This window comes from Paracoccus sp. TOH (assembly GCF_030388245.1).
Taxonomy (GTDB): Bacteria; Pseudomonadota; Alphaproteobacteria; order Rhodobacterales; family Rhodobacteraceae; genus Paracoccus; species Paracoccus simplex.
The window spans coordinates 316,284-340,487 of sequence record NZ_CP098360.1; the positions used below are offsets into that span (position 1 = coordinate 316,284).

At 68.2% G+C, this 24,204-nt stretch carries 19 protein-coding genes; 4 read left to right on the plus strand and 15 right to left on the minus strand.

The window, feature by feature from the left end; genetic code table 11:
• Positions 1-83: 83 nt before the first annotated feature.
• The 14 genes from NBE95_RS01520 to NBE95_RS01585 all read right to left on the minus strand — a co-directional run bounded on the left by NBE95_RS01520 (position 84) and on the right by NBE95_RS01585 (position 14,804).
• Positions 84-1,166, minus strand: a complete 1,083-nt coding sequence (locus tag NBE95_RS01520) for a polyamine ABC transporter substrate-binding protein (protein WP_289894145.1) — start codon at positions 1,164-1,166, stop codon at positions 84-86.
• Between the two features lie 26 nt (positions 1,167-1,192).
• Positions 1,193-2,296 carry an ABC transporter ATP-binding protein gene (locus NBE95_RS01525; protein ID WP_289894146.1) on the minus strand — a complete coding sequence of 368 codons (1,104 nt, stop codon included), beginning with the start codon at positions 2,294-2,296 and terminating at the stop codon, positions 1,193-1,195.
• Positions 2,297-2,452: 156 nt separating this feature from the next.
• Complete coding sequence (locus NBE95_RS01530) at positions 2,453-2,842, minus strand: acyl-CoA thioesterase (protein ID WP_289894147.1); 390 nt, start codon at positions 2,840-2,842, stop codon at positions 2,453-2,455.
• Between the two features lie 270 nt (positions 2,843-3,112).
• The gene (locus NBE95_RS01535; protein ID WP_289894148.1) at positions 3,113-3,679 is read right to left on the minus strand and encodes a YetF domain-containing protein; all 567 of its coding nucleotides are present in this window, start codon (positions 3,677-3,679) and stop codon (positions 3,113-3,115) included.
• Between the two features lie 94 nt (positions 3,680-3,773).
• Positions 3,774-4,499, minus strand: a complete 726-nt coding sequence (locus NBE95_RS01540) for an SDR family oxidoreductase (protein WP_289894149.1) — start codon at positions 4,497-4,499, stop codon at positions 3,774-3,776.
• Between the two features lie 41 nt (positions 4,500-4,540).
• A complete protein-coding gene (locus tag NBE95_RS01545) occupies positions 4,541-6,163 on the minus strand; it encodes an FGGY-family carbohydrate kinase (RefSeq protein ID WP_289894150.1) in 1,623 nt (540 codons plus the stop codon).
• A gap of 27 nt (positions 6,164-6,190) precedes the next feature.
• On the minus strand, positions 6,191-6,922 hold the full coding sequence (locus NBE95_RS01550; protein WP_289894151.1) for an SDR family oxidoreductase: 732 nt from the start codon (positions 6,920-6,922) through the stop codon (positions 6,191-6,193).
• A 36-nt stretch (positions 6,923-6,958) separates the two neighbouring features.
• Complete coding sequence (locus NBE95_RS01555) at positions 6,959-7,936, minus strand: ribose ABC transporter permease (protein ID WP_289894152.1); 978 nt, start codon at positions 7,934-7,936, stop codon at positions 6,959-6,961.
• Positions 7,926-9,428 (minus strand): sugar ABC transporter ATP-binding protein, encoded by a 1,503-nt coding sequence (locus tag NBE95_RS01560; protein ID WP_289894153.1) that lies wholly within the window; start codon positions 9,426-9,428, stop codon positions 7,926-7,928. The genes NBE95_RS01555 and NBE95_RS01560 overlap by 11 nt, the downstream gene beginning before the upstream one ends.
• A 70-nt stretch (positions 9,429-9,498) precedes the next feature.
• Positions 9,499-10,404 (minus strand): ABC transporter substrate-binding protein, encoded by a 906-nt coding sequence (locus NBE95_RS01565; RefSeq protein WP_289894154.1) that lies wholly within the window; start codon positions 10,402-10,404, stop codon positions 9,499-9,501.
• A 100-nt stretch (positions 10,405-10,504) separates the two neighbouring features.
• Complete coding sequence (locus NBE95_RS01570; protein ID WP_289894155.1) at positions 10,505-11,389, minus strand: AraC family transcriptional regulator; 885 nt, start codon at positions 11,387-11,389, stop codon at positions 10,505-10,507.
• 244 nt (positions 11,390-11,633) lie between these two features.
• Positions 11,634-13,094, minus strand: a complete 1,461-nt coding sequence (xylB, locus tag NBE95_RS01575; protein ID WP_289894156.1) for a xylulokinase — start codon at positions 13,092-13,094, stop codon at positions 11,634-11,636.
• Positions 13,095-13,099: 5 nt separating this feature from the next.
• Positions 13,100-14,137 (minus strand): NAD(P)-dependent alcohol dehydrogenase, encoded by a 1,038-nt coding sequence (locus tag NBE95_RS01580; protein ID WP_289894157.1) that lies wholly within the window; start codon positions 14,135-14,137, stop codon positions 13,100-13,102.
• A gap of 202 nt (positions 14,138-14,339) precedes the next feature.
• Positions 14,340-14,804 carry a GatB/YqeY domain-containing protein gene (locus NBE95_RS01585; protein ID WP_289894158.1) on the minus strand — a complete coding sequence of 155 codons (465 nt, stop codon included), beginning with the start codon at positions 14,802-14,804 and terminating at the stop codon, positions 14,340-14,342.
• A gap of 168 nt (positions 14,805-14,972) precedes the next feature.
• Here NBE95_RS01585 and carA point away from each other — a divergent pair, with 168 nt between their 5' ends.
• Both carA and NBE95_RS01595 read left to right on the plus strand, forming a co-directional pair.
• On the plus strand, positions 14,973-16,121 hold the full coding sequence (gene carA, locus NBE95_RS01590) for a glutamine-hydrolyzing carbamoyl-phosphate synthase small subunit (protein ID WP_289894159.1): 1,149 nt from the start codon (positions 14,973-14,975) through the stop codon (positions 16,119-16,121).
• Between the two features lie 89 nt (positions 16,122-16,210).
• A complete protein-coding gene (locus NBE95_RS01595) occupies positions 16,211-18,289 on the plus strand; it encodes a glycosyltransferase (RefSeq protein ID WP_289894160.1) in 2,079 nt (692 codons plus the stop codon).
• Positions 18,290-18,401: 112 nt separating this feature from the next.
• On the opposite strand, the gene NBE95_RS01600 is transcribed toward NBE95_RS01595, so the two are convergent.
• Positions 18,402-21,209, minus strand: a complete 2,808-nt coding sequence (locus tag NBE95_RS01600; protein ID WP_289894161.1) for a glutamine-synthetase adenylyltransferase — start codon at positions 21,207-21,209, stop codon at positions 18,402-18,404.
• A gap of 228 nt (positions 21,210-21,437) precedes the next feature.
• On the opposite strand from NBE95_RS01600, the gene NBE95_RS01605 reads away from it, so the two are divergent.
• Together NBE95_RS01605 and NBE95_RS01610 are read left to right on the plus strand one after the other, a co-directional pair.
• Entirely contained in the window at positions 21,438-22,274 is an 837-nt protein-coding gene (locus NBE95_RS01605) for an arginyltransferase (RefSeq protein WP_289894162.1), read from the plus strand.
• A 166-nt stretch (positions 22,275-22,440) separates the two neighbouring features.
• Positions 22,441-24,195 carry an acetolactate synthase 3 large subunit gene (locus NBE95_RS01610; protein ID WP_289894163.1) on the plus strand — a complete coding sequence of 585 codons (1,755 nt, stop codon included), beginning with the start codon at positions 22,441-22,443 and terminating at the stop codon, positions 24,193-24,195.
• Positions 24,196-24,204: the final 9 nt, after the last annotated feature.

Here is a 24,204-nt window from a genome sequence, read left to right on the forward strand (position 1 = left end):
TGGTGTTCTTCGGCGCGTTGGCCGTTTCCTGCCCGTTCGGGCTTGGCGTGCCGCGGCGGGGTCGGCCCCGCCGCGGCGATGCGTCAGTTCGCCGCCAGCCAGGCGTTGAACCGCTCTTGCAGTTCGGCGTCGTGATCGACCCAGAAATCCAGGTTCGAGGCCAGCGCCTGCTTCATGTTGTCGGCAAAGGTCGGCAGGTTCGGCCCCATGGGAACCTCGGTGCCCTCGATATTGCCGACCAGCGCGGCGGCCGACTGGCGCGGCGGGCCGTAGCTGATGAACTCGGCCGCGCGGGCCTGCGGCTCGGGCGAGGTCGAGTAGGTCACGAACTCCTTGGCGGCCTCGAGATGCGGCGCGCCCTTGGGGATGACCCAGCCTTCCATCTCGTAGATCTGGCCGTCCCAGACGATCTTGAAGGGCTTGCCCTCTTTCTGCGCGGCGTCGAAGATCCGGCCGTTGAAGGCAAAGGCCATGCTGACCTCGCCATCGGCCAGAAGCTGCGGCGGCTGCGCGCCGGCTTCCCACCAGATCACGTCGTTCTTGATGCTGTCGAGCTTGGCGAAGGCGCGGTCGACACCCTCGGGGGTGCCCAGCAGCTCATAGACCTGATCGGGTGCCACGCCATCGGCCATCAGCGCGAATTCCAGGTTGAACTTGGCGCCCTTGCGCATGGTGCGCTTGCCGGGGAATTTGGCGGTGTCGAAGAAATCCGCCGCGCCGGCCGGCTTGGCATCGGGGAATTTCGTGTCGTCATAGGCCAGGATCATCGAATAGACATCGGTGCCGACGAAGCAGTCGGTCACGGCGCCCTCGATGAAATCCTCGGTCGCCGCCGTGCCATCGGCGGCCGGGGCCAGGATCGCCGGGTCGATCTCCTCCAGCAGCCCCTCGTCGCAGAGGCGCACCGCGTCGGCATATTCGACCGAGGCCACGTCAGTGGTGACATTGCCCGCCTCGACCTGCGCCTTGAGCGGCGTCGCGGGGTTGTCGGCATCGGCGATGGAAACCTTGATGCCGGTCTTTTCCTCGAACGGCTTGGCATAGGCCTGGACATGGCTGTTGCCGTAGGCACCGCCCCAGGACAGCAGGTTCACCTGCTTGTCCTGCGCATGGGCGGTCGCCGCGACGGCAACCAGCGCAGAGGTCAGGATCAGCGTGCGTTTCATCGTAACTCCTTGACTTGTAAGCGAAATCATACCGGATCGAGGGCGCGGGCATCCTCGGGGTGCCAGCCGATGCGGATGGTCTGGCCCGGCGACAGCCGGACCTGGCCAAGCGTGTTGCGGTATTTCATGACGAAACCGTCCTGGCCGGCGACATGCAGCCGCGCGCGCAGGATATCGCCCATATAGATCACATCGCGCACCTGCGCCTCGATGGTATGGGCGCCGGCGGGCATCAGCTCGGGCTTGAACTCCACCCGCTCGGGCCGGATCGAGACGGTGGTGGTCTGCCCGACCTCGCGGATATTGACGGCGGTGGCGTCGATCAGCTCGCCATTGCCGAGCCGCACCAGCGCCTTGTCGCCGTCGAGCTGCTCGATGCTGCCGCGCAGGGCGTTGTTCTCGCCGATGAAGCCGGCGACGAAGCTGTTGCCGGGCTGTTCGTAAAGCACCGGTGGCGGCGCCAACTGCTGGATGCGGCCGTCGTTGAACACGGCGATGCGGTCCGACATGGTCAGCGCCTCGCCCTGGTCATGGGTGACATAGACCACGGTGATGCCCAGCCGGTCGTGCAGCGCCTTGATCTCGAATTGCATGTGCTCGCGCAGCTGCTTGTCGAGCGCGCCCAGCGGCTCGTCCATCAGCACCAGCTTGGGATCGAAGACCAGCGCCCGGGCCAGCGCGATGCGCTGCTGCTGGCCGCCCGAAAGCTGCGCCGGGCGGCGGGTCTTGAACTTGCCCATCTGCACCATGTCCAGCGCGCGGCTGATGCGGCTCTCGCGCTCGGCCTTGGACATGCCGCGCACTTCCAGCGGAAAGGACAGGTTCTCGCCCACCGTCATGTGCGGGAAAAGCGCGTAGTTCTGGAACACCATGCCGATGCCGCGCTTGTGCGGCGGCACGTCGTTGATGTTCCTGCCGTCGAGCCGGATTTCGCCATGCGTCGCCGTCTCGAATCCGGCCAGCATCATCAGGCAGGTGGTCTTGCCCGAGCCGGACGGGCCGAGCATGGTCAGGAATTCGCCCTTGCCGATGGAAAGGTTCAGGTCTTTGACGACAAGTGTCTGGCCGTCATAGCTTTTCTGGACATGGTCAAAGACAACGAACGCGTCGTTGCCGGATTGCGCTGTCACGATGCGGGCCCCCTGTTTCTATTGGTTCTTTGTTCCGCCGGATCAGACTAATCGGCGGTCCTTGCCGATTGCAACCGGCTTCTGCGGGGGCACACGGAACCGGCGCGACGAATGTCATGTCTGGCCGCGTCACCGGCCTTTCGCTCGGCGTCAAGATCAGCTTGCGGCCGGCAGGGCGCGCGGCCGCCCGGCCTCGTCCAGGGCCACGAAGACGAAGGTGGCCTGCGTCACCTTCTGCGTCTCGGCCCCGTCGCGCGAGCGGCGCCAGGCCTCGACATGCAGTTGCATGGAACTGCGCCCCTCGCGCAGGATGCGGGCAAAGACCGACACCTCGTCGCCGACCTTGACCGGCAGGTGAAAGCTGAAGCTGTCCACCGCCACCGTGGCGCAACGCCCCCGCGCCCGCCGCGCGGCGACATTGCCCGCCGCCAGATCCATCTGCGACATCAGCCAGCCGCCGAAGATGTCGCCCGAGGGGTTGGTATCGGCCGGCATGGCCATGGTGCGAATCGCCGGCTGGTCCTGCGGATAGTCGTCCTGTGTCATACGCATCCCTTGTTGCTTGCCCGCCGCTTGCCAAGGCGCCAAAACGGCCGCCCGCGCAGGCTGGCCCGCCGCCGCGGGTGCCGTCAATGCCCCGCGGGATCAGCGGAAGCGATCCGGGCCGACCTCGGGATCGGCGTGGCCGTCGATGCGCCGCGCGGGCACTTCGGCAGCGAGGTCAGGTCGAGACGATCCGATGATGCGCCGGGACGGGTCGCGGCAGGAACACGTGGCCGGTGCGCAGCCGCCGCTGGCCGGCGCGGCGCGCGGCGGTCACGACTTTTTCGCCCAGGCCATTTCGCCCGGCGGCAGCGCCGGCGGCTGGTAGAGCCCGGCCATGCCGCCACGGTCCCGAGTCAGCACCGACAAGGCGCCATTCGCCTCGATGATGGCGAACTTGATCTCGTTCAGGTCGGTGATGCCCTTTTCACGCAGCTTCAGATAAAGCTCGCCCTCGCCCATGCCCAGGCGGCGCAACCGGCCCCCGTGCACCCGCCCCTCGGTGACGACGATGCGCGGCCGGCCTTCGAAGATCCGCGACAGCAGGTCCGAGGACAGGATCGCCTCGTCCACCAGCTTGTTGAAGGCGGCGACCAAGAAGATGGCGAACATCGCCGGCAGCATCGGCACGTCGGGATAGAACAGCGAATCGCCCACCGCCGAGCCGATGGCGATGACCAGCAGGAACTCGACGATGGAAAGCTGCGCCACCGTGCGCCCGCCCAGCCAGCGCATCAGGGCCAAGGTATAGAAATAGATGATGAGGGTGCGCAGAAACACCTCCCAGGCGAAACGAAGCTGCTGATCGCCCAGGAAGATGCGGTTCAGTTCTTCTAGCATGGCGGCTGTCCCCTGCCCGCGCCGAAGCTGGCGCCAGAAGACAAGCCGGGATGCCCGGTGCCGGTTCCCCCCCGGGGCCGAAAGCCGGAAGCGCCTAGACCGCCAGGAAACCGCCATCCAGCGGCAGCACAGCGCCCGAGACCATGCTGCTGTCCGTGGACAGCAGCAGCGCGATGCCCTGCGCCACCTCCTCGGCCTCGGCAAAGCGGTTGAGCGGATGGCGCACCATCATCGGCTGGCTTTTCGCCGGGTCAGACCAGGCCTCGGCCGCCAGTTCGGTCAGGGTGATGGTGGGCGCCACGGCATTCACGCGGATGCCATGCGCGCCCAGCTCCTTGGCCAATACCCGCGTCGCGCCCTCGAGCCCCGCCTTCGAGGCGGCATAGCACAGGTGGTCCTGGAAGCCGCGATGGCCGGCGATCGAGGTGATGTTGACGATGGCGCCGCCGCCGCCCGCCGCCACGCGGGCGCGGGCGAATTCCTGGCAGCAGATCAGCGCCGCGCGCAGATTGATGCCCAGCACCGCCTCATAACCGGCCTCGGTCATGTCGAGCACGCTTTCCAGCACGTTGATGCCGGCGCTGTTGATCAGGTAGTCGGCGGCCCCCGCCTGCGCCATGGCGGCGCGGGTTGCGGCCGGGTCGGCCAGGTCGACGCGGATGCCGCGCGCGCCGATCTCGGCCGCGAGGCTGTCGAGGTCGGACTGGGTGCGGCTCAGCGCCACGACCCTGGCGCCGCGCCCGGCCATGAGCCGCGCGCAGGCGCGGCCGATGCCCTTGCCGGCGCCGGTGATGATGACGGTCTTGCCCGAGAATTGCATGGTTCCTCGCAGGTTCGGTTCGGCGGCAGGGCCGCCGGTGTTCAGTTTTGCGGCAAGGCCGCCATGGCGGCGCGGATCTGCCGCGCCGTGGATTGCAGCGCCAGGAAGGCGGCGTGACGCGCGTCCTGCCGCGCCCGGCTGGCGGGATCGGGGGCGCAGCGCGCGGCGATGCGCGACATGGCGGGCATGGCGCTGTGCAGGTCGGGAAACAGCCCGGCCGCCACCGCACCCAGCATGGCCGAGCCGAGCAGCACCGGCTCGGGGCATTCCGTGACCTCGACCGGCAGCCCGGTGGCATCGGCCAGCACTTGCCGGGTCAGCGGATGCGTGCCGGCGCCGCCGCTGACGCTGATCGTTTCGACCGGAGCGCCGTTCTGCGCCTGGGTCTCGATGATCTGTCGCAGCCCGTAGCCAAGGCCGCAGATCCCCGCGACATAAAGCGCGACCAGCGAATCCGGCCCGGTCTCCATCCCCTGCCCCATGATCACGGCGCGGGCATGGGGATCGGCGAAGGGCGCGCGGTTGCCCAGGAACTCGGGCACCACATGCAGGTCATCGGCCAGCCGCAGGGCGGCGCTGGCAGAGCCCGCCAGTTCCAGCGCCCGGTCGGCCAGCCATTGCGGCAGCGGCTTGCCCGCCGCCGCGGCCAGCGCCGTCGCCTCGGCCGTGGCGGGGTGCAGCTGCACCAGCTGGTCGATGGCAGCGCCGGCGGCGGATTGCCCGCCCTCGTTCAGCCACATGCCGGGCACCATGGCGGAATAATACGGCCCCCAGACGCCCGGCACGAAGGCCGGCTCGCGCGTGGTGGTCATGGTGCAGGAGGAGGTGCCGAAAACATAGCCCAGGCAGGCCGTGGCGTCGCCCCCGGCCGCGACCGTGCCGACGCCGCCGGCATGGGCGTCGATCAGCCCCGCCGCCACGGCGATGCCGGGGCGCAGCCCCATCGCCTCGGCCGCGGCCTCGGTCAGCCCCTGACCCAGCGGCGTGCCGGGATCGACGACGCGGGCGCCGATGCGGGCGAAACCGTCATCGGCCAGGTCGCCCAGGCCGATCTGGCGGAAATAATCCGCGTCCCAGCGCCCCTCATGCGCCAGATAGGTCCATTTGCAGGTGACGGTGCAGGCGGACCGCTCCAGCGCCCCGGTCGCCTTCCAGGTCAGGAAGTCGGTCAGGTCGAAGAAATGCGCCGCCGCCGCATAGACCTCGGGCCGGTTCTCGCGCAGCCACAAGAGCTTCGGCGTCTCCATCTCGGGCGAGATGCGGGTGCCGACATATTTCAGCACGTCGTGCCCTTGCGCATTGATGCGCTCGGCCTGCTCGACGGCGCGGTGGTCCATCCAGACGATGATGTCGCGTTCGGGATGGGCGGGGTCGCCAACCGGCAGCGTCGCCTGCCCAGCCCCGCGCACGACCAGCGAACAGGTGGCATCGAAGCCGATGCCCGCGACGCCGGCCGGGTCGATCCCGGCCAGCGCCACGCATTCCCGGACCGAGTCGCAGACCGCAAGCCAGACCTGCTCGCTCGACTGCTCGGCGATCACGCCGCGCTCGCGATGCATCTCGATGGGGCGCTTGGCGGTGGCAAGCAGGTGGCCGGCCCGGTCGAAGACCCCGGCCCGCGCCGAGCCGGTGCCCACGTCGATGCCGATCAGATACTGGTCCATGGCGGTTCTCCGTTCCGGGCGCTTCGGTCAGACGCGGTCGAAATTGGTGGGCAGCACCAGCATGTCGCGGATGGTGACGGTGCGCTTGCGGGTCAGCATGTATTCGACCGCGTCCGCCACCTCTTCCGGGTCGATCAGGCTGCCGGATTCCTTGGCCTTGCGCAGGTTCTCCTCGGGCCAGTCGGCCAGCAGCGCCGAGACCACCGGGCCGGGCGAGACCTGCATGACCCGCACGCCATGCGGGATCATCTGCCGGCGCATGCCCTGCACGAAGCTGGTAATCGCCCATTTCGAGCCGGAATAGACCGGTTCCCACCAGGTCGGGAAATGGCCGGCGATGGAACAGGTGACGACGATGTCGCCGGTTTTGCGTTCGATCATGTGCGGAACGACCGCGCGGACGTTCTTCATCACCGCGTTGACGTTGAGGTTCAGCATCCGGTCGATGGCCTCGGGCGTCGACTCGGTCAGGTCGCCGCCGATATAGGTGCCGGCGTTGCAGTAGAGAATGTCGATGTGATCGACCTTGGCCAGGATCCCGGGGATCATGGCGTTGCAGCTTTCGGGGTCGAGCAGGTTCGTCACCTGCGGGATCGCCTTGTCGCCCAGCCGGGCGGCCAGCTCGGCCAGCGCCGCCGCGTTCCAGTCCACCATGACCACGGTGGCGCCGCGCCCGAGCAGCCGCTCGGTGGTGGCAAGCCCGATCCCCGAGGCCGCGCCGGTGATGACGGCGACCTTGCCGTCCAGCGATTCAGACATTCCGTTCTCCTGTCTTTTGAATGGGTTGGGCGGGGCTCAGCGCCATTCGCGCCCGATATAGATGGCCAGCAGGATGATCGCGCCCTTGATCACGTCCTGCAGATAGGGGTTGATGCCCATCAGGTTCAGGCCGTTGTTCAGGATGCCCAGCAGCACCGCGCCGATCAGCGTGCCCAGGATCAGCCCGCGCCCGCCGGCGATGGCGGTGCCGCCCAGCACCACGGCGGCGATGGCGTCCAGTTCGAAGCCCACGCCGGCATTGGGCTGGCCGCTCATCAGCCGCCCGGTCAGGATCACCGCCGCACAGGCCGAGGTCAGGCCCGAAATGCCATAGACCGCCAGCTTGACGCGCTGGGTCTTGACCCCCGAAAGCCGCGCCGCCGTCTCGTTGCCGCCCAGCGCATAGACATGGCGGCCGAAGGCGGTGCGCTGCAAAAGCACCCAGGCCAGGGCATAGATCACCACCATGGCGATGACCGGCACCGGGACCACGCCGACGCGGCCGACCCCGAACCAGGAAATCCAGCTGGGAATGCCGCTGATCGGATAGCCGCCGGAATAGATCAGGCCCAGGCCGCGCGCCATGCCCATGGTGGCCAGCGTGACGATGATGGCCGGCATCCGGCCCCAGGCGACCAGAACGCCGTTCGCCAGCCCGATGCCCAGGCCGACCAGCAGCCCGACCAGCAGCGCGGCCGGCGCGGGCCAGCCCATATTGACCATCAGCCCGGCGCTCAGCGTGCCGACCAGCGCCATCACCGCGCCGACCGACAGGTCGATGCCGCCGGTCAGGATGACAAAGGTCATGCCGACCGCCAGGATGCCGACGATGGAAACCTGGCGCAGCACGTTCATGATGTTGCCCAGGCTGAAGAAATTGTCGCTGGCCAACCCCATCAGGCAGGATACGACGATCAGCCCGATCAGCGGCAGCGCCAGCGGCGACTGCAGCAGGCGGCCAAACGAAAAGCCGCCGGTTTTCCCGGCCGCGCCGGTGTTTGCGTCATGCGACATGGTCAACTCTCCCGGTCGTGGCATGGGTCATGATGGTTTCGGAATCGATCTCGGCGCCCTCGACCGTGGCCACGATCCCGCCCGAGCGGAACACGCAGACCCGGTCGGACATGCCGATCACCTCGGGCAGTTCGGACGAGATCATGATGATGGCGCCGCCCTTCTCGGTGAAGGCGCGCATCAGCGCATAGATTTCCGCCTTGGCGCCGACGTCGATGCCGCGCGTCGGCTCGTCGAAGATCAGCACCTGCATGTCGTGGTTCAGCCAGCGGGCGATGACGACCTTTTGCTGGTTGCCGCCCGACAGCGTGTCGACGCGGGCGTGCGGGCCCTGCGCCTTGACGCGGACCTGCGCCATGGCGGTCTCGGTCGCGGCCAGTTCCTTCTTCAGGTCGATGAACCAGTGGTTCTTGCGATACTTGCCGTAATTGTTCAGCGAGACGTTCTGCAGGATCGAGAAGCTGGTGATCAGCCCCTGCTCCTTGCGGCTTTCCGGCAGCAGGCCGATGCCATGCGCCAGCCCCTCGTCCGGGCCGCGGAAGCGTTTCTCGATCCCGTCCACCTTCAGCTTGCAGCGTTGGGCCGGATATGCCCCCAGCATCGCCAGCACGGTTTCGGTGCGGCCCGAGCCGACCAACCCGGCAAAGCCCAGGATCTCGCCCTTGCGCAGGGCGAAGCGCGAGACGGGGCCGCCCTTCTTCAACTGCACCTCCTCGACCTCGACCACCGGGGCGGCGGCCGCGGCGGCGGCAGGCTTGGGCGGGAAGTTCTGCTCGATGCGGCGGCCGACCATCATCTCGACCAGCCGGTCGTTGTCGACCTCGGAAACCGCGCAGGAGCCGATGAATTCACCGTCGCGCAGCACGGTGATGCGGTCGCAGATCTCGAAGATTTCCTCGAGGTGATGCGAAATGAAGATGATCGCCACGCCCTGCCGGCGCAATTCGCGCATGACCTTGAACAGGTGCTCGACCTCGGAGGGGGTCAGGGTCGCGGTCGGCTCGTCCAAGACCAGGATGCGGGCGTTCAGCGACAGGGCCTTGGCGATCTCGACGAATTGCTGCTCGGCCACCGACAGGCGGTGCACCGGCACGTCCAGCGGTACGTCGACGGCCAGCTGGCGCATGATCTCGGCGGCGCGCTTGCGCATCGCCCTGCGGTCCAGCATCCCCAGCGGCCCGCGCATCTCGCGCGCCAGGAACATGTTCTCGACCGCGTCCAGATAGGGGATCAGGCTGAATTCCTGGAACACGATGCCGATGCCGGCGGCGATGGCCTGGTCGTAATCGGCGAAATGGCGCTCGGTCCCCTCGATGCGGATCGTGCCCTTGCTGGGCTGGATGATGCCGCAAAGGATCTTCATCAGCGTGGACTTGCCGGCGCCGTTCTCGCCCAGCAGCGCATGGACCTCGCCGGCGCGGACCTCCATGTCGACGCCGTGCAGGACCTCGATCTTGCCGAAGCTTTTTCGGATTCCGTTCAGTTCCAGCATGATGCCCTCCTGAATGGCTGGGAAATGTCCCGCCCCCGCGACATGCGGGGGCGGGCGCGGGGAGGAACCGTTACCAGCTGAACTCGGCAGCGTTCTTGGCGTCCACGACCATGACGTCGATCGGCACTTCCTTCGGCACCACGCGGGCGCCCCATTTCTGCGCCAGCGCCATGGCCAGGCCGACCCGGACCTGGTCGCGGGGGAATTGCGCCGTGGTCTCGATGAACGGGCCGCCGTCGGCGATGGCCTTGACCGCCTCGGGCGCGCCATCGACCGAGGTCAGCTTGATGTCCTTGCCCGAGCCCTGGATCGCCGCCAGCGCGCCCATGGCGCCGCCGTCGTTGACCGAGAAGATGCCGGCCAGATTCGGCTTGGACTGGATCATGTTCTCGACCACGCCCAAGGCGACCGAACGGTCCTGCCGGCCGTTCTGGGTGTCGACCAACTGGATCTCGGGAAATTCCTCCAGCGCGGCCTTGCAGCCTTCGACCCGCTGCAGGATCGGCACGACCGGGATGCCGTCAAGGATCGCCACCTCGCCCTTGCCGCCCAGGGCCTCGCCCAGATACTTGCAGGACATATAGCCCGCGTCGCGGTTCTTCGAGCCGACGAAGGTGTCGACCGGGCCGTTCGCGTTCGCATCGACCGCGACCACGATGACGCCGGCGGCCTTGGCGGCGTGCACGGCGGCCTCGATCCCGGCGCTGTCGGTGGGGTTCAAAAGCAGGATGTCGATGTTTTGCTGCAGCATGTCCTCGACATCCGAGATCTGCTTGGCGACGTCATGGCCGGCATCGGTCACGACCACCTCGGCGCCCAGGCTGGCGGCGGCCTCGTTCAGCGCCTCTTGCATGGACACGAAATAGGGGTTGTTCAGCTCCTGGAAGGTCATGCCGATCTTCAGCTTGTCCTGGGCCAGCGCCGGAGCCGCCACGAGCGCCAGCGCGGCCGATGCGGTGAGCAGTTTCGATTTCATCGGGGTTTCCCTCCCATCTGGATGAAAGCAGGCATGGCCTGCGCGTCTCCGGGCAGCGCCGCGCCGCCCGAATTGGTGAAGTTCGCGTTGCGGGTCGTCGTCAGTCCGCCATGACCAGCGCCTTTTGCGCCGCGAATGTCGCGCGGAATTGCGAGGGGGACATTCCCTTGAGCTTCAGGAAATGCCGGTTGAAGTTCGACAGGTTCGAGAAACCGACCTCGTAGCAGATCTCGGCCACCTTGATGTCGGGATCGGTCAGCAGCATCTGGCAGGCCAGATCGACGCGCAGCTGATTGCGATAGCGCACCAGCGTCGTGCCGGTATGGCGCTTGAAGGCGCGCGAAAAGGCGCTTTGGCTTTGCCCGACCATCTCGGCCAGCTCGCCCTCCTCGACCTGCTCGGTCAGGTGCTCGCGCAGATAGGCCAGCGCGCGGTTGATGCCGCCGTCATGGGTGCGGGTCAGGTCAAGCTCGAAGCTCAGGCTGGCCAGCACCTCGTATTCCGAGGCGTTGGCCAGGATGTCCAGGATCTCCCAGAACAGCGCCAGGCGGCGGATACCCTGCGACTCGATCAGCCGCTCGACCAGCGGGCGGATGCGGGCGCTGGTCTCGTCGCCGAAAAGCAGGCCGCGGCGCGAGCGCTCCAGAAGCGGGCGCAGCGCCGCCATCTCGGGCATGGCGGCGCAGGCATCCTCGATGAAGGGTTCGGGGAACTGGATCACCAGCGAGCGCAGCGGCACGATCTCGCCCGGCGGGATATCGCTGATCCAGTTCTGCGGCAGGTTCGGGCCGGTCATGATCAGCTGGCCGGGCCGGAAGCTGCCGACATGATCGCCGACATAGAAGGTGCCCGAAGTGGCGACGACCAGATGGATCTCGTATTCGGGATGATAATGCCAGCGCACCGTGCGGAACGGATAGCCATGCATCCACGCGGCGAAGGATTCGCCCTTGCGGATGTGGACCAGTTCCAGATCGGGTTGCATCGCCTTCCTCCCTGCCCGTCTCGAAGCCTGACGGGCCGTCGCGGACGTTCGGCAACCATAGGCTTGCGACCGGCCGGCGATCCACATCAGCGCGGAAAAAATACCGATACTTTTTTGATCGAAATCACGCAGGAATTGAAGATCCCCGCCACCGGCCGGACGAGAGAAGCTCGCTGCACAGCAGAAAGCCTATGCCGCATTGCAGCGACATGGGCTTGCTTTCCGGGGAAAACCCTTGATGCCGCTATTGCGCGGCAGGTCCGGTCAAATCCCGCAACCGCGGATAAGCGGTGTGATAGCGCTCATACTTTTCCGCATAGGCTGCGGCCAATCCGGCATCAGGCACAACTTCGGCGCGAATGGCCGGCTTGGCAAAGACGCGTTCGGAAGTATCGCCCGTCGCGCATGCCGCCGCCAGCTTGGCGGCGCCGAAGGCCGCGCCAAAATCGCCGTCCTCGGGCTCCAGCAGCGTCAGGCCGGTGGCCGAGGCCATGATTCGCAGCCAGTCCCGCGACCGCGCGCCGCCGCCCACCGCATAGGCGGCCTCGATGGGCGTGCCGGCCTTGCGTAGCGCATGGACGCAATCGGTGAAGGCCATGGCCACGCCTTCCATGGCCGCCTGCGCCAGATCGGCCAGCCCGGTGGCGCGGCGCAGGCCCAGGAAGGCGCCGGTGGCCTCGGGATCGTTCAGCGGCGTGCGCTCGCCCGAGAGATAGGGCAGGAACAGCACCGGCGAGGGTGCGGTCACGTCGCCCACCAGCGCGGCGAGTTCCGGCACCGTCTTGCCGGTGATCTCGGACAACCAGGTCATGCTGTCGGTCGCCGACAGGATCACCCCCATCTGGTGCCAGGTGTTCGGCACGGCATGGCAGAAGGTATGCACCGCATCGCCGGTATTCGGCGCGTAAGTCTCGGTCGCGGCAAACAGCACGCCCGAGGTGCCCAGAGACAGAAAGCCGGTGCCGGGCGTCATCACCCCCATGCCGCAGGCGGTCGCGGCATTGTCGCCGCCACCGCCCGCCACCGGCACCCGCGGGATGCCCCAGCGCTCGGCCAGTTCGGCGCGTAGATGACCGGAGACATCGCTGCCCTCGACCAGCCCGGGCATCTGGGCGCGCGTCAGCCCGGTCGCGGCCAGCAACGCATCCGACCAGTCGCGCTTGCCCACGTCCAGCCACAGCGTGCCCGCCGCGTCCGACATCTCGGCCACATGCTCGCCGGTCAGCCACAGCCGCAGGTAATCCTTGGGCAGCAGCACCTTGACGGTCCGCTCGAAGATCGCGGGCTCGTTCTGGGCGACCCACAGCAGCTTGGGCGCGGTGAAGCCCGCCATGACCAGATTGCCGGCGATGCCGTGAAAATCGGCCCGCGCCGTCAGTTCCGCGCATTGCGGACCCGAGCGGCCGTCGTTCCACAGGATGCAGGGCCGCAGCACCCGGTCCGAAGCGTCGAGCAACGTCGCGCCGTGCATGTGCCCGGACAGGCCGATGGCCTGAAGCCGCGCCATCGCGGCCGGATGTTCGCGCGCGAGCTGGCCGATGGCGGCTTCGCAGCCGGCGATCCAGTCAGCGGGCGCCTGCTCGGACCAGCCGGGATGCGGCCGGCTGACGCTCAGCCCCGCATGGGCGACGCCGACGGTCGCGAAGGTCTCGTCCACCAGCATCGCCTTGATGCCCGAGGTGCCAAGGTCGATCCCCAGATACATGGCATTCACTCCGGCATGACGATCTGCAGCTTCACATCGGTCTCGCGCGCCTCGACGGCACGGTCGAAGCCGGCGATGCTGTCCGCGAAGGGGATCGAGGCCGAGATCAGCGGCTTCAGGTCCACCTTGCCCGAGGCGATCAGCGCGATGGCCCGGTCATAGACATTGGCATAGCGGAATACCGTCTCGACCCGCAGTTCCTTGGCCTGCAGCCCGACGATGTCGACCGGCACCGGATCGACCGGCATGCCGACCAGCACGATGGCGCCACCCGGCCGCGCAAGCTGGTGCATCGACAGGATCGCCGGCGCGGCGCCCGAGCATTCAAAGACCAGGTCGGCGCCCCAGCCGTCGGTCGCCTCGGCCACCGCCTGAGCCAGCGGGCGGTGGCGGATGTTGACGGTCTCGATGCCGTCATAGGCGCCGATGATGTCCAGCTTGGGCTGGGCAAGATCGGCGACGATCACCTTGGCGCAACCGCCGGCCAGCGCCGCCAGTGCCACCATCATGCCGATCGGGCCGGCGCCGGTGACGACAGCGATGTCGCCGGGCTGGATGCGGGCCCGCAAGGCCGCCTGCATGCCGATGGCAAAGGGCTCGACCATCGCGCCCTCGGCAAAGCTGACACGCTCGGGCAGCTTGTAGGTGAAGGCGGCGGGGTGGATCACCTCGGGCGTCAGGCAGCCATGCACCGGCGGCGTCGCCCAGAAGGTCACGGCGGGATCGACATTGTAGATCCCCAGCTTGGCGGCGCGCGAGGTCGGGTCCGGAATCCCCGGCTCCATGCAGACCCGGTCGCCGGGCTGCAGATGCGTGACCTCGGCCCCCGCCTCGATCACCGTGCCGGATGCCTCGTGCCCCAGCACCATCGGCTCGCGGACCACGAAATGCCCGATCTTGCCATGGGTATAATAATGCACGTCCGAGCCGCAGATGCCGACCGTATGCGTCCGGATCCGCACGTCCCTGGGCCCCAGCGTGGCAGGGATGTCGAAATCCCGCAGCGTCAGCTTGCCCTTTTCTTCCAGCACCAATGCCTTCATCGCCCGTTCTCCTGATCGCCGCGCCGCCTCGGGCGCCCTCGACTCGCGTCTTTGGCGGCGAGTCGGGACGCATGTAAACAAAAACCCGCGCCACGCGCGAGCTTTTGCCCATCAGAAGAATAATTGTATCAGTTTCGAGTCGTGAAAGCTATGCGCCCCGGCTCCGGCGATGCGCCACCCGCCCCGAGCCGGGAGAATCACGTCACTTCATCAGCCGGTCCTTGACCACCGGGCCGACGGCGCCGAAATCCATCTGCCCGGCATGGCGGCTGCGCAGCTCGGCCATGACCCGGCCCATGTCGCGGATCGACTCGGCGCCCAGATCGGCGATGGCCTTGTCGATGGCGGCGCGGGTCTCCGCCTCGTCCAGCTGGCGCGGCAGATAGGATTGGATCACCCTGATCTCGTCCTGCTCGCGCTCGGCCAGCTCCAGCCGGCCGCCCTCTTCATAGGCCCTGGCCGATTCCTGGCGCTGCTTGACCATTTTGGACAGGATGGCGGTCAGGTCGGCCTCGCTCAGCCCGGCCTCGTCGCCGCTTTCGGTGCGGGCGGCGATCTCGCGGTCCTTGATGGCGGCCGAGATCAGCCGCAGCGTCGAGAGCCGCGCCGTCTCCTTGGCTTTCATCGCGTCCTTGGTGTCGGCCAGAATACGCTCGCGCAGTCCCATGTGATCCTCGCTGAATGAATTCCGCCGGGTGGTGCCCGGCTTCGCCCCCGCCGTCAAGCCGTGCCCTCAACCCCGGCCATCCGTCAAAGTTCCGCGCGCCGCCGGTTCCCGCCTTGACGCCCGCCCGCCCTTTACCTAGGTTCCCGCCGATTTACCCGGAGAGTGACGATGCCCCAGAAACCGACCGCATGTCTTGCGCTTGCCGACGGCACCGTGTTCCACGGCCAGGGCTTCGGCGCGGTCGGGGAAGTGGTGGCCGAGCTGGTCTTCAACACCGCGATGACCGGCTATCAGGAGATCATGACCGATCCCTCCTATGCCAGCCAGGTCGTGACCTTCACCTTCCCGCATATCGGCAATACCGGCGTGACCGAGCAGGACGACGAGGCGCCCGAGCCGGTCGCCTCGGGCATCGTGGTGAAATGGGACCCGACCGAGCCCTCGAACTGGCGCGCCAGCGCGGACCTGGTCGACTGGATGGCGCGGCGCGGCCGCATCGGCATCGGCGGCGTCGACACCCGCCGCCTGACCCGGGCGATCCGCCAGCAGGGCTCGCCGCATGTGGTGCTGGCCCATGATCCGCAGGGCAATTTCGACATCGCCGCCATGGTCGCCAAGGCACGCGACTGGCAAGGCATCGTGGGGCTGGACCTTGCGAAAGAGGTCAGCTGCCGGCAAAGCTATCGCTGGGACGAGGGTCTGTGGTCCTGGCCCGGAACCTTCGGCCAATCGGAGGAAAAGAAGCCCTTCCGCGTCGTCGCCGTCGATTACGGCGCGAAACGCAACATCCTGCGCTCGCTGGCGCAAAGCGGCGCCGAGGTGACGGTGCTGCCCGCCACCGCCACCGCCGAGGAGGTGCTGGCCCATGATCCCGAGGGGGTGTTCCTGTCGAACGGCCCGGGCGACCCGGCCGCGACCGGCACATATGCCGTGCCGATGATCCGGGAGCTGCTGGACCGCGACCTGCCGATCTTCGGCATCTGCCTGGGCCACCAGATGCTGGCCTTGGCGCTTGGCGCCAGCACCATCAAGATGAACCACGGCCATCACGGCGCCAACCACCCGGTCAAGGACGTGGAAACCGGCAAGGTCGAGATCACCTCGATGAACCACGGTTTCGCGGTGGATGCCCAGACCCTGCCCGAGGGCGTGATCGAGACCCATGTCAGCCTGTTCGACGGCTCGAATTGCGGGCTGCGGGTGGCGGAAAAGCCGGTCTTCTCGGTGCAGTATCACCCCGAGGCGAGCCCCGGCCCGCAGGACAGCACCTATCTGTTCGAGCGTTTCACCGAGGCGATGCGCGCCCGCCGCGCCTGAACCCGGCAAAAAGCCGGCGCGATTAACCCGTTCTTAACCCTCTGCATGGCAGAGATCGGGTCGGAATGACCTGGACCGGGAAACGCGCTATGGCCCGCACCGCTGTTATCAAGCCCTTCCCGACCGGGCCGGCCCCGGTCGTCCCGGCCGCGCCCGCGGCGACGCTGGTCGCGCCGCGCGACCTGCGCCCGCTGGGCCAGATCCTGATCGAGGACGGCGCAGTCGATCCGCGCAACCTGCTCAAGGCCGTGGTCATGCGCCGCCGCCAGCAGGCGCGGCTGGGCGAGATCCTGCTGGCGAACGGCTGGGTGCAGGAAGAGGCGCTGACCCGCGCCCTGTCCCGGCAATGGCGCAGCAGCGTTCTCGACCTCAAGGCGCTGCCGCCCGATCCGCGCCTGGTCGACGCCCTGGGCGCGCAGCTTTGCCTGGCCGAGGGCGTGGTGCCCTGGCGGCGCGTCGGCGGCGTGACCTTCATCGCCACCGCCCGGCCCGAGGATTTCGAGGCGCTGCGCGCCCGCCTGCCCGCCGGCTTCGGTGCCGTGCGCATGCTGCTTTGCTCGGAAAATGCCGCGCGCGAGGCGATCCTGACCCTGCGCCGCACCGCGCTGATCCGCCAGGCCGAGACCCGGGTGCCGGCCCAGGAAAGCTGCCGCACCCGCAACGAACGCCGCTTCGGCCGAATCGCCATGGGCGCGATCGCGGCGGCGGCGCTGGGGCTGCTGCTGGCGCCGATCGCGGTGATCGCGCTGCTGACCGCCTGGGCGGTGCTGACGCTGATCGCCTCGGCCTCGCTGAAGCTCGTCTCCTTCGCCGCCATCCTGCGCCGGCACCGCCGCGACCGGATGCTGGCCAAGGCCATGGCGCGCGGAGCCGCCCCGCGCGCCGAGATGACGGCGCCGCTGCCGGTGATCTCGGTCATGGTGCCGCTGTTCGCCGAGGCGAATATCGCCGACAAGCTGATCGGCCGGCTGTCGCGGCTGGACTACCCGCGCGAGTTGATGGACATCCTGATCGTGGTCGAGGCGACCGACCGCATCACCTGCGAGGCGCTGGAGGGCGCCCGGCTGCCGCGCTGGCTGCGGGTGGTGACGGTGCCGGACGGCCCGATCCGCACCAAGCCGCGGGCGCTGAACTACGCGCTGAACTTCTGCCGCGGCGCGATCATCGGCGTCTGGGACGCCGAGGACCGGCCCGAACCCGACCAATTGCACAAGGTCGCGCGCGGCTTTCATTTCGCGCCCGCCGACGTGGTCTGCCTGCAGGGCGTGCTGGACTATTACAACCCGCGCAGCAACTGGCTGGCCCGCGCCTTCACCATCGAATATGCCTCGTGGTTCCGGGGCACGCTGGCCGGGGCGGCGGCGCTGGATCTGGTGGTTCCGCTGGGGGGAACGACGCTGTTCTTCCGCCGCGAGGCGCTGGAGGCGGTCGGCGCCTGGGACGCCTGGAACGTCACCGAGGACGCCGATCTGGGCGTCCGCCTGACCCGGCGCGGCTATCGCACGCAGATGCTGGACACCGTAACCCATGAAGAGGCGAATTGCCGGCTGATCCCCTGGGTCAAGCAGCGCTCGCGCTGGCTCAAGGGCTTCGCCATGACCTGGAGCGTGCATATGCGCGATCCGGCGGCGCTGTGGCGCGACCTGGGCCCGCGCCGCTTCATCGGGCTGCAGGTGCAGCTTTTCGCTTCGGTCTCGCAATATCTGCTGGCGCCGGTGCTGTGGAGCTTCTGGCTGCTCAGCCTCGGCCTGCCGCATCCGATGCGCGGGGTGCTGTCGGGCCTGCTGGGCGGCCATGCCATCGCCCTGCTGTTCACGCTGTTCGTGGCCTCGGAATTGCTGAACATCGCCATCGGCTGCTGGGCGGTGCGCGGGCGCCGGCATCGCCATCTGCTGCCCTGGGTGCCGACGCTGCACCTGTATTTCCCGCTCGGCTGCCTGGCGGCCTGGAAGGCGATCTACGAAGTGGTGGCGAAGCCCTTCTACTGGGACAAGACCCAGCACGGCCTCTTCGACGCCGGCCAGGACGAGACGCCGGACGCCGCGCCCGTGGCGAAACCGGGCCAGCTGATTCCCCTGCATCACGGGACCGAAGCCGAGTCGGCCGCGAAACCTTCCGACGGGGGGCGGTCGCAACGGCTGGTGCCCATGCTGGGCGAGGTGAGCTAGAACCGGCCGCAGGCCGAGCCACCGCCCCTCTGCCACGAAGCGCGCTTCTGATCCGGCCGCCGGGTGCTCTCGGCCGGTCAAACCCGATCCGCGGCCCCCCGGCTGCGCCCGGCTAGCCGGCGGCGGCCCGCGCCTCCACCCCGGCCAGAATGCCGTCGATGACGCCGCCGGCCGTCTCGACCGTCCCGGCCAGCCGGGCGGCGAGGTGCTCGAGCGTATCGCAGCCGGTCTCGCGCAGCAGGAAGGCCTGCCCGCCCTTGCCGAGATTGTCCATGTCCAGCGGTTTTTCGGTCAGCAGCCGGCCCGCGCATTGCAGGTTCCACAGGAAGCGCCGGGCCGCGGCAAGCCTTTCCGCCTCCTCGCGCCCGACCAGGCCGGCGCGCGGGCCGGCGCGCAGCTGTGCCGGCGCCGCACGCGCCGCCGAACCGGCGCGCAGCGCGAAACATTGCGCCAGCAATTCGATGTCCTGCAAGCGGCCGCGGCCGATCTTGGCCTCCCAAGCGCCGTCCGGGGCCTTGGCGGCGAAGATGCGTGCCCGCATCTCGGCCAGGTCGGGCAGGACGCGCGGATCGCCGCCGCGGCTCTGCAGCACCTCGACGCGCAGCGCCTCGACCTCATCGGCCAGCGCGGCGGCATCGGCGCCGCAGATGCCGATGACCCGGGCACGGGTCAGGGCCAGATGCTCCCAAGTCCAGGCCTCGGTCATCTGGTAGTCGCAAAAGCTCTGCACCGAGGTCGCCACCGGCCCCTGCCGCCCCGAGGGCCGCAGCCGCATGTCCACCTCGTAAAGCCGTCCGGCCGAGGTCGGCGCCGAGATCGCGGTGATCACCGCCTGGGTCAACCGCGCGTAATAGGCCCGCGTCGCCAGGGGCTTCGTCCCGTCCGAACTGTCCTGACCGGCGGCATCGTAGATCACGATCAGGTCGAGATCCGACGCGGCATTGAGCTGCCGGGCCCCCAGCGAGCCCATGCCCAGCACCACCGCCCCGCGACCCGGCGCCGGGCCGTGCCGGCGCGCGAATTCCGCCGCCACCACCGGAAACAGCGCCGCCACCGCCGCATCGGCGATGTCGGCATATTGGCCGCCCGCCTCCTCGGCACCGATCAGGCTGCGCAGGTGATGGACGCCGACGCGGAACTGCCATTCATGCGCCCAGCGCCGCGCCGCATCCAGCGCCTGTTCATAGCCGCCGTTCGGCGCCGTCAGCGCCGAGGCCAGCACCTGGTCAAGCTGGCGGCGCAGCTCGGCCACGCCCGGCCAGGCCGCGAAGAAGCTGCCGCCCAGCACCGCGTCCAGCACCTCGGGATGGCGGGCGAGATAGGCGGCAAGCCCGGGCGCGGTGCCGCAGATGTCGACGATCAGCTCGATCAGTTGCGGATTGGCCTCGAAAAGCGAGAAAAGCTGCACCCCGGCCGGCAGCCCGGCCAGGAAGGCATCGAACCGGGCCAGCGCCTCGCCGGCATGGGCGGCGGCGGTCAGCCGGGTCAGCAGGTCGGGCTCGATCCGGGCAAAGACCTCGCGGCCGCGGGCCGAACGCAGGGCGGGATAGCCGCGCCAGCGTTCCACCATCGCCTCGGCCTCGGGCGAAAGCTGCGGGCGCGCCCGCCGCTCGCCGGGGGCGAAGAAATCGCCGGTCAGCGCCTCGACCCGGCGCAGGCGGTCGGCCAGGCGCGTCGACCAGGCGGCGGAATCGGCCTCGCCCATCATCCGGGCGATGGTGTCCAGCCCCTCGGCCGAGTTCGGCAGCGAATGGGTCTGGGCGTCGTTCACCATCTGGATGCGATGCTCGATCTCGCGATGCTCGCGGTAATGCGCGGTCAGTTCCTCGGCCACGTCAGGGGGCACCCAGCCCTTTTCGGCCAGCCGCGCCAGCCCCTCGACCGTGCCGCGCACCCGCAGCTCGGGGTCGCGGCCGCCGGCGATCAGCTGACGGGTCTGGGTGAAGAACTCGATCTCGCGGATGCCGCCCTGACCCAGCTTCATGTTGTGGCCGGGCACTTCGATGCGGCCATGCAGGCCCTTGTGCTCGCGGATGCGCAGCCGCATGGCATGGGCGTCCTGGATCGTGGCGAAATCCAGGTGCCGGCGCCAGACGAAGGGCCGCAATTCGCGCAGGAAACGCTCGCCCGCCGCAAGATCGCCGGCACAGGGACGCGCCTTGATATAGGCGCTGCGCTCCCAGGTGCGGCCCTCGGCCTCGTAATAGGCCAGCGCCGCCGAGAGCGAGATGCAGACCGGCGTCACCGCGGCATCGGGCCGCAACCGCAGGTCGGTGCGGAAGACATAGCCCTGATCGGTATTGTCCGAGATGGTCGCCGCCGCCTTGCGGGTGGCGCGGATCAGGCTGGCGCGGGCCTCGTGCTGGTCGTCGCGGGCATAGGCGCTGTCGTCGTAAAGCACGATCAGGTCGATATCCGAGGAATAGTTCAGCTCTCCGGCGCCCATCTTGCCCATGGCGAGCGCGACGATGCCGCCGGCATCGGCTTCGGTCGGCGGCAGCTTGCCGCGCGCCTGTTCGGCCGCGACATGGACGCGCAACGCCAGGTCGGTGGCGCGATCCGCCAGATCGGTCAGCGCCGCCGTCACCTGCTCGAGCCGCCAGACGCCCCCCAGATCGGCCAGCGCCGTCCACAGCGCCACCCGCCGCTTGGCGCGGCGCAGGGCCGGGCCGAGGGCATCGGCGGAAAGCGCCTCGAACCCGGCGGTTTCGCGGGCGACGACATCCTCATGCGCCAGCGCCCCGGGCAGCCAGTCGGCCTCGCGCGCGATCAGCCCGGCCAGATAGGGGCTGCAACCGGCGGCCCCCCGGATCAACTCGCCCAGACGGGGATCGGCGATGCCGGTCGCCTGCAGCGCGGAAAGGCCGCGGGCAGGATCGACGGGGATGGGCAGGCGGGTGATGCGGGCGGTGAAATCCATGCCCAGAGCCTAGCTGCCGCCGGCGCCGCGTCAATGCCGCGCGGTTGCGATGCAACGCTCAATTCTTACGGTTTTCCCTGCTTGGCGTTGGGGGGAACTGTTGTTAGGCTCGACCCGAGTGCAACTGACAGCAGAGCCTAGGCCGCCGCCCATGCGCGCCGAAACGAGAACCACCCGACCGCATGCGCCCACGGGTGCGGCGCGCCCCAGAAGCCGGGGGCGCGGCTGATGCGGCACAGCCTGCCTCATGCCCCGCAATTCTATGTGACGGCCCCGCAGCCCTGTCCCTATCTGCACGGCCGGGCCGAGCGCAAGCTGTTCACGGCGCTGGCCGGCGATTCGGCCAATGAACTGAACAACACGCTGTCTCGCCAGGGCTTCCGCCGCTCGCAGAACGTGCTTTACCGGCCCAGTTGCGAAAGCTGCGTCGCCTGCATGTCGGCGCGCATCCGGGTGTCCGAGTTCCGGCCCTCGCGCACGCAGCGCCGGGTGGCGCGCAAGACCACGCATCTGCGCCGGCTCGCCACCAGCGCCTGGGCGACCGAGGAACAATACGACCTGTTCCGCGCCTATCTGGACGAGCGTCATGCCGATGGCGGCATGGCCGACATGGACATCTTCGAATTCGCCGCGATGATCGAGGAGACGCCGGTGCGCAGCCGCGTCATCGAATATCGCAGTCATCAGGGCGACGGCGGCGACGCCCCGGGCAGCGACCGGCTGGTCGCGGTCTGCCTGACCGACGTGCTGGATGACGGGCTGAGCCTGGTCTACAGCTTCTACGACCCGGCGCTGGACAACCTCAGCCTGGGCACGCATATCATTCTGGACCATATCGAACTGGCGCGCAGCGCCGGGCTGCCCTTCGTCTATCTGGGCTATTGGGTGCCCGGCAGCCGCAAGATGGATTACAAGGCGAAATTCTCGGCCCTGGAGATCTACAAGGGCGGGGTCTGGCAGCCGATCGGCGACCCGGCGCAGCACAGTTCGGACATCCATCCGCTGTCCATCGACCCGATCGTCGAACAGGTGGCGCGCATCACCCTGCCGCCCAATCGGAGATGATTACCGAAAAGCCCCGGTTTCGGTAAGAATATTTCAAGATTCAGCGGCAGCGGGTCATTTTATTGGACAATCGGCATTGACCATGCCGCGCCGCCCTCATAGTTTCCCGCGACGCAGCACGGGACCAGCAGGCCCGGCCGCGAAGGTTCAGAAATGGAGAATGGGCATGTCCCGAGAAATGACCGGTGCAAGGATGGTTATCGAAGCTCTGCGCGATCAGGGCGTCGACACCGTATTCGGCTATCCGGGCGGGGCGGTGCTACCCATTTACGACGAGATCTTCCAGCAAAACGACATCAAGCACATCCTGGTCCGCCACGAACAGGGCGCCGTCCACATGGCCGAAGGCTATGCGCGTTCCACCGGCAAGCCGGGGGTGGTGCTGGTCACCTCGGGGCCGGGCGCGACCAATGCCGTCACCGGCCTGACCGATGCGCTGATGGATTCGATCCCGCTGGTGGTGCTGACCGGCCAGGTTCCGACCTTCCTGATCGGCACCGACGGTTTCCAGGAGGCCGACACCATCGGCATCACCCGCCCCTGCACCAAGCACAACTGGCTGGTGAAGGAGACGGACGAGCTGGCGGCGACCATCCACAAGGCTTTCCACATCGCCACTTCGGGCCGGCCGGGGCCGGTACTGATCGACATCCCCAAGGACGTGCAATTCGCCACCGGCGCATATGTCGGGCCGAAACAGATCGAGACGCCCAGCTACCAGCCGGCGAAAAAGGGCGACCTGGCCACCATCACCCGGCTGGTCGAGCTGATGGAGACGGCCGAGCGGCCGATCCTCTATACCGGCGGCGGCGTGATCAATTCCGGAACCGGCGCCAGCCAGCTGCTGCGCGAGCTGGCGGATGCGACGGGCTTCCCGGTCACCTCGACGCTGATGGGGCTGGGCGCCTATCCGGCCTCGGGCAAGGGCTGGATCGGCATGCTGGGCATGCACGGCCTTTACGAGGCGAACATGGCCATGCATGACTGCGACCTGATGATCGCGGTCGGGGCGCGCTTCGACGACCGCATCACCGGGCGGGTGGCGGATTTCAGCCCCGGCTCGGTCAAGGCGCAGATCGACATCGACCCCAGCTCGATCAACAAGGTGATCCATGTCGACCTGCCCATCGTCGGCGATGTCGGCCATGTGCTCGAGGACATGCTGAAGGTCTGGAAGGCCCGCGGCCGCAAGACCAACACCGCCGCCATGCAGAAATGGTGGGTGCAGATCGAACAGTGGAAGGCGCGCAACTGCCTCGCCTATCGCAACTCGGACAAGGTCATCAAGCCGCAGCACGCGCTGCAGCGGCTGCAGGCGCTGACCGCGGGCCGCAACCCCTATGTCACCACCGAGGTCGGCCAGCACCAGATGTGGGCGGCGCAGTTCCTGCATTTCGAGGATCCGCATCACTGGATGACCTCGGGCGGGCTGGGCACCATGGGCTACGGCCTGCCGGCCTCGATCGGGGTGCAGGTCGCGCATCCCGAAGCGCTGGTGATCAACGTCGCCGGCGAGGCGAGCTGGCTGATGAACATGCAGGAAATGGGCACCGCGGTGCAGTTCCGCGCCCCGGTCAAGCAGTTCATCCTGAACAACGAACGGCTGGGCATGGTCCGGCAATGGCAGCAGTTGCTGCATGGCGAACGCTACAGCCAGAGCTGGTCGGAAAGCCTGCCCGATTTCGTCAAGCTGGCCGAGGCCTTCGGCTGCGGCGGGCGCACCGTGGCCGACCCGGCCGACCTGGACGCGGCCATCCAGGAGATGATCGACTACGACGGCCCGTTCATCCTGGACGTGCTGGTCGAGAAGCACGAGAACTGCTTCCCGATGATCCCCTCGGGCAAGCCGCATAACGAGATGCTCTTGGGCGAGACCTCGACCGAAGGCGCCATCACCGGCGCCGGCGCGGCCCTGGTCTGAGTGGAGGAG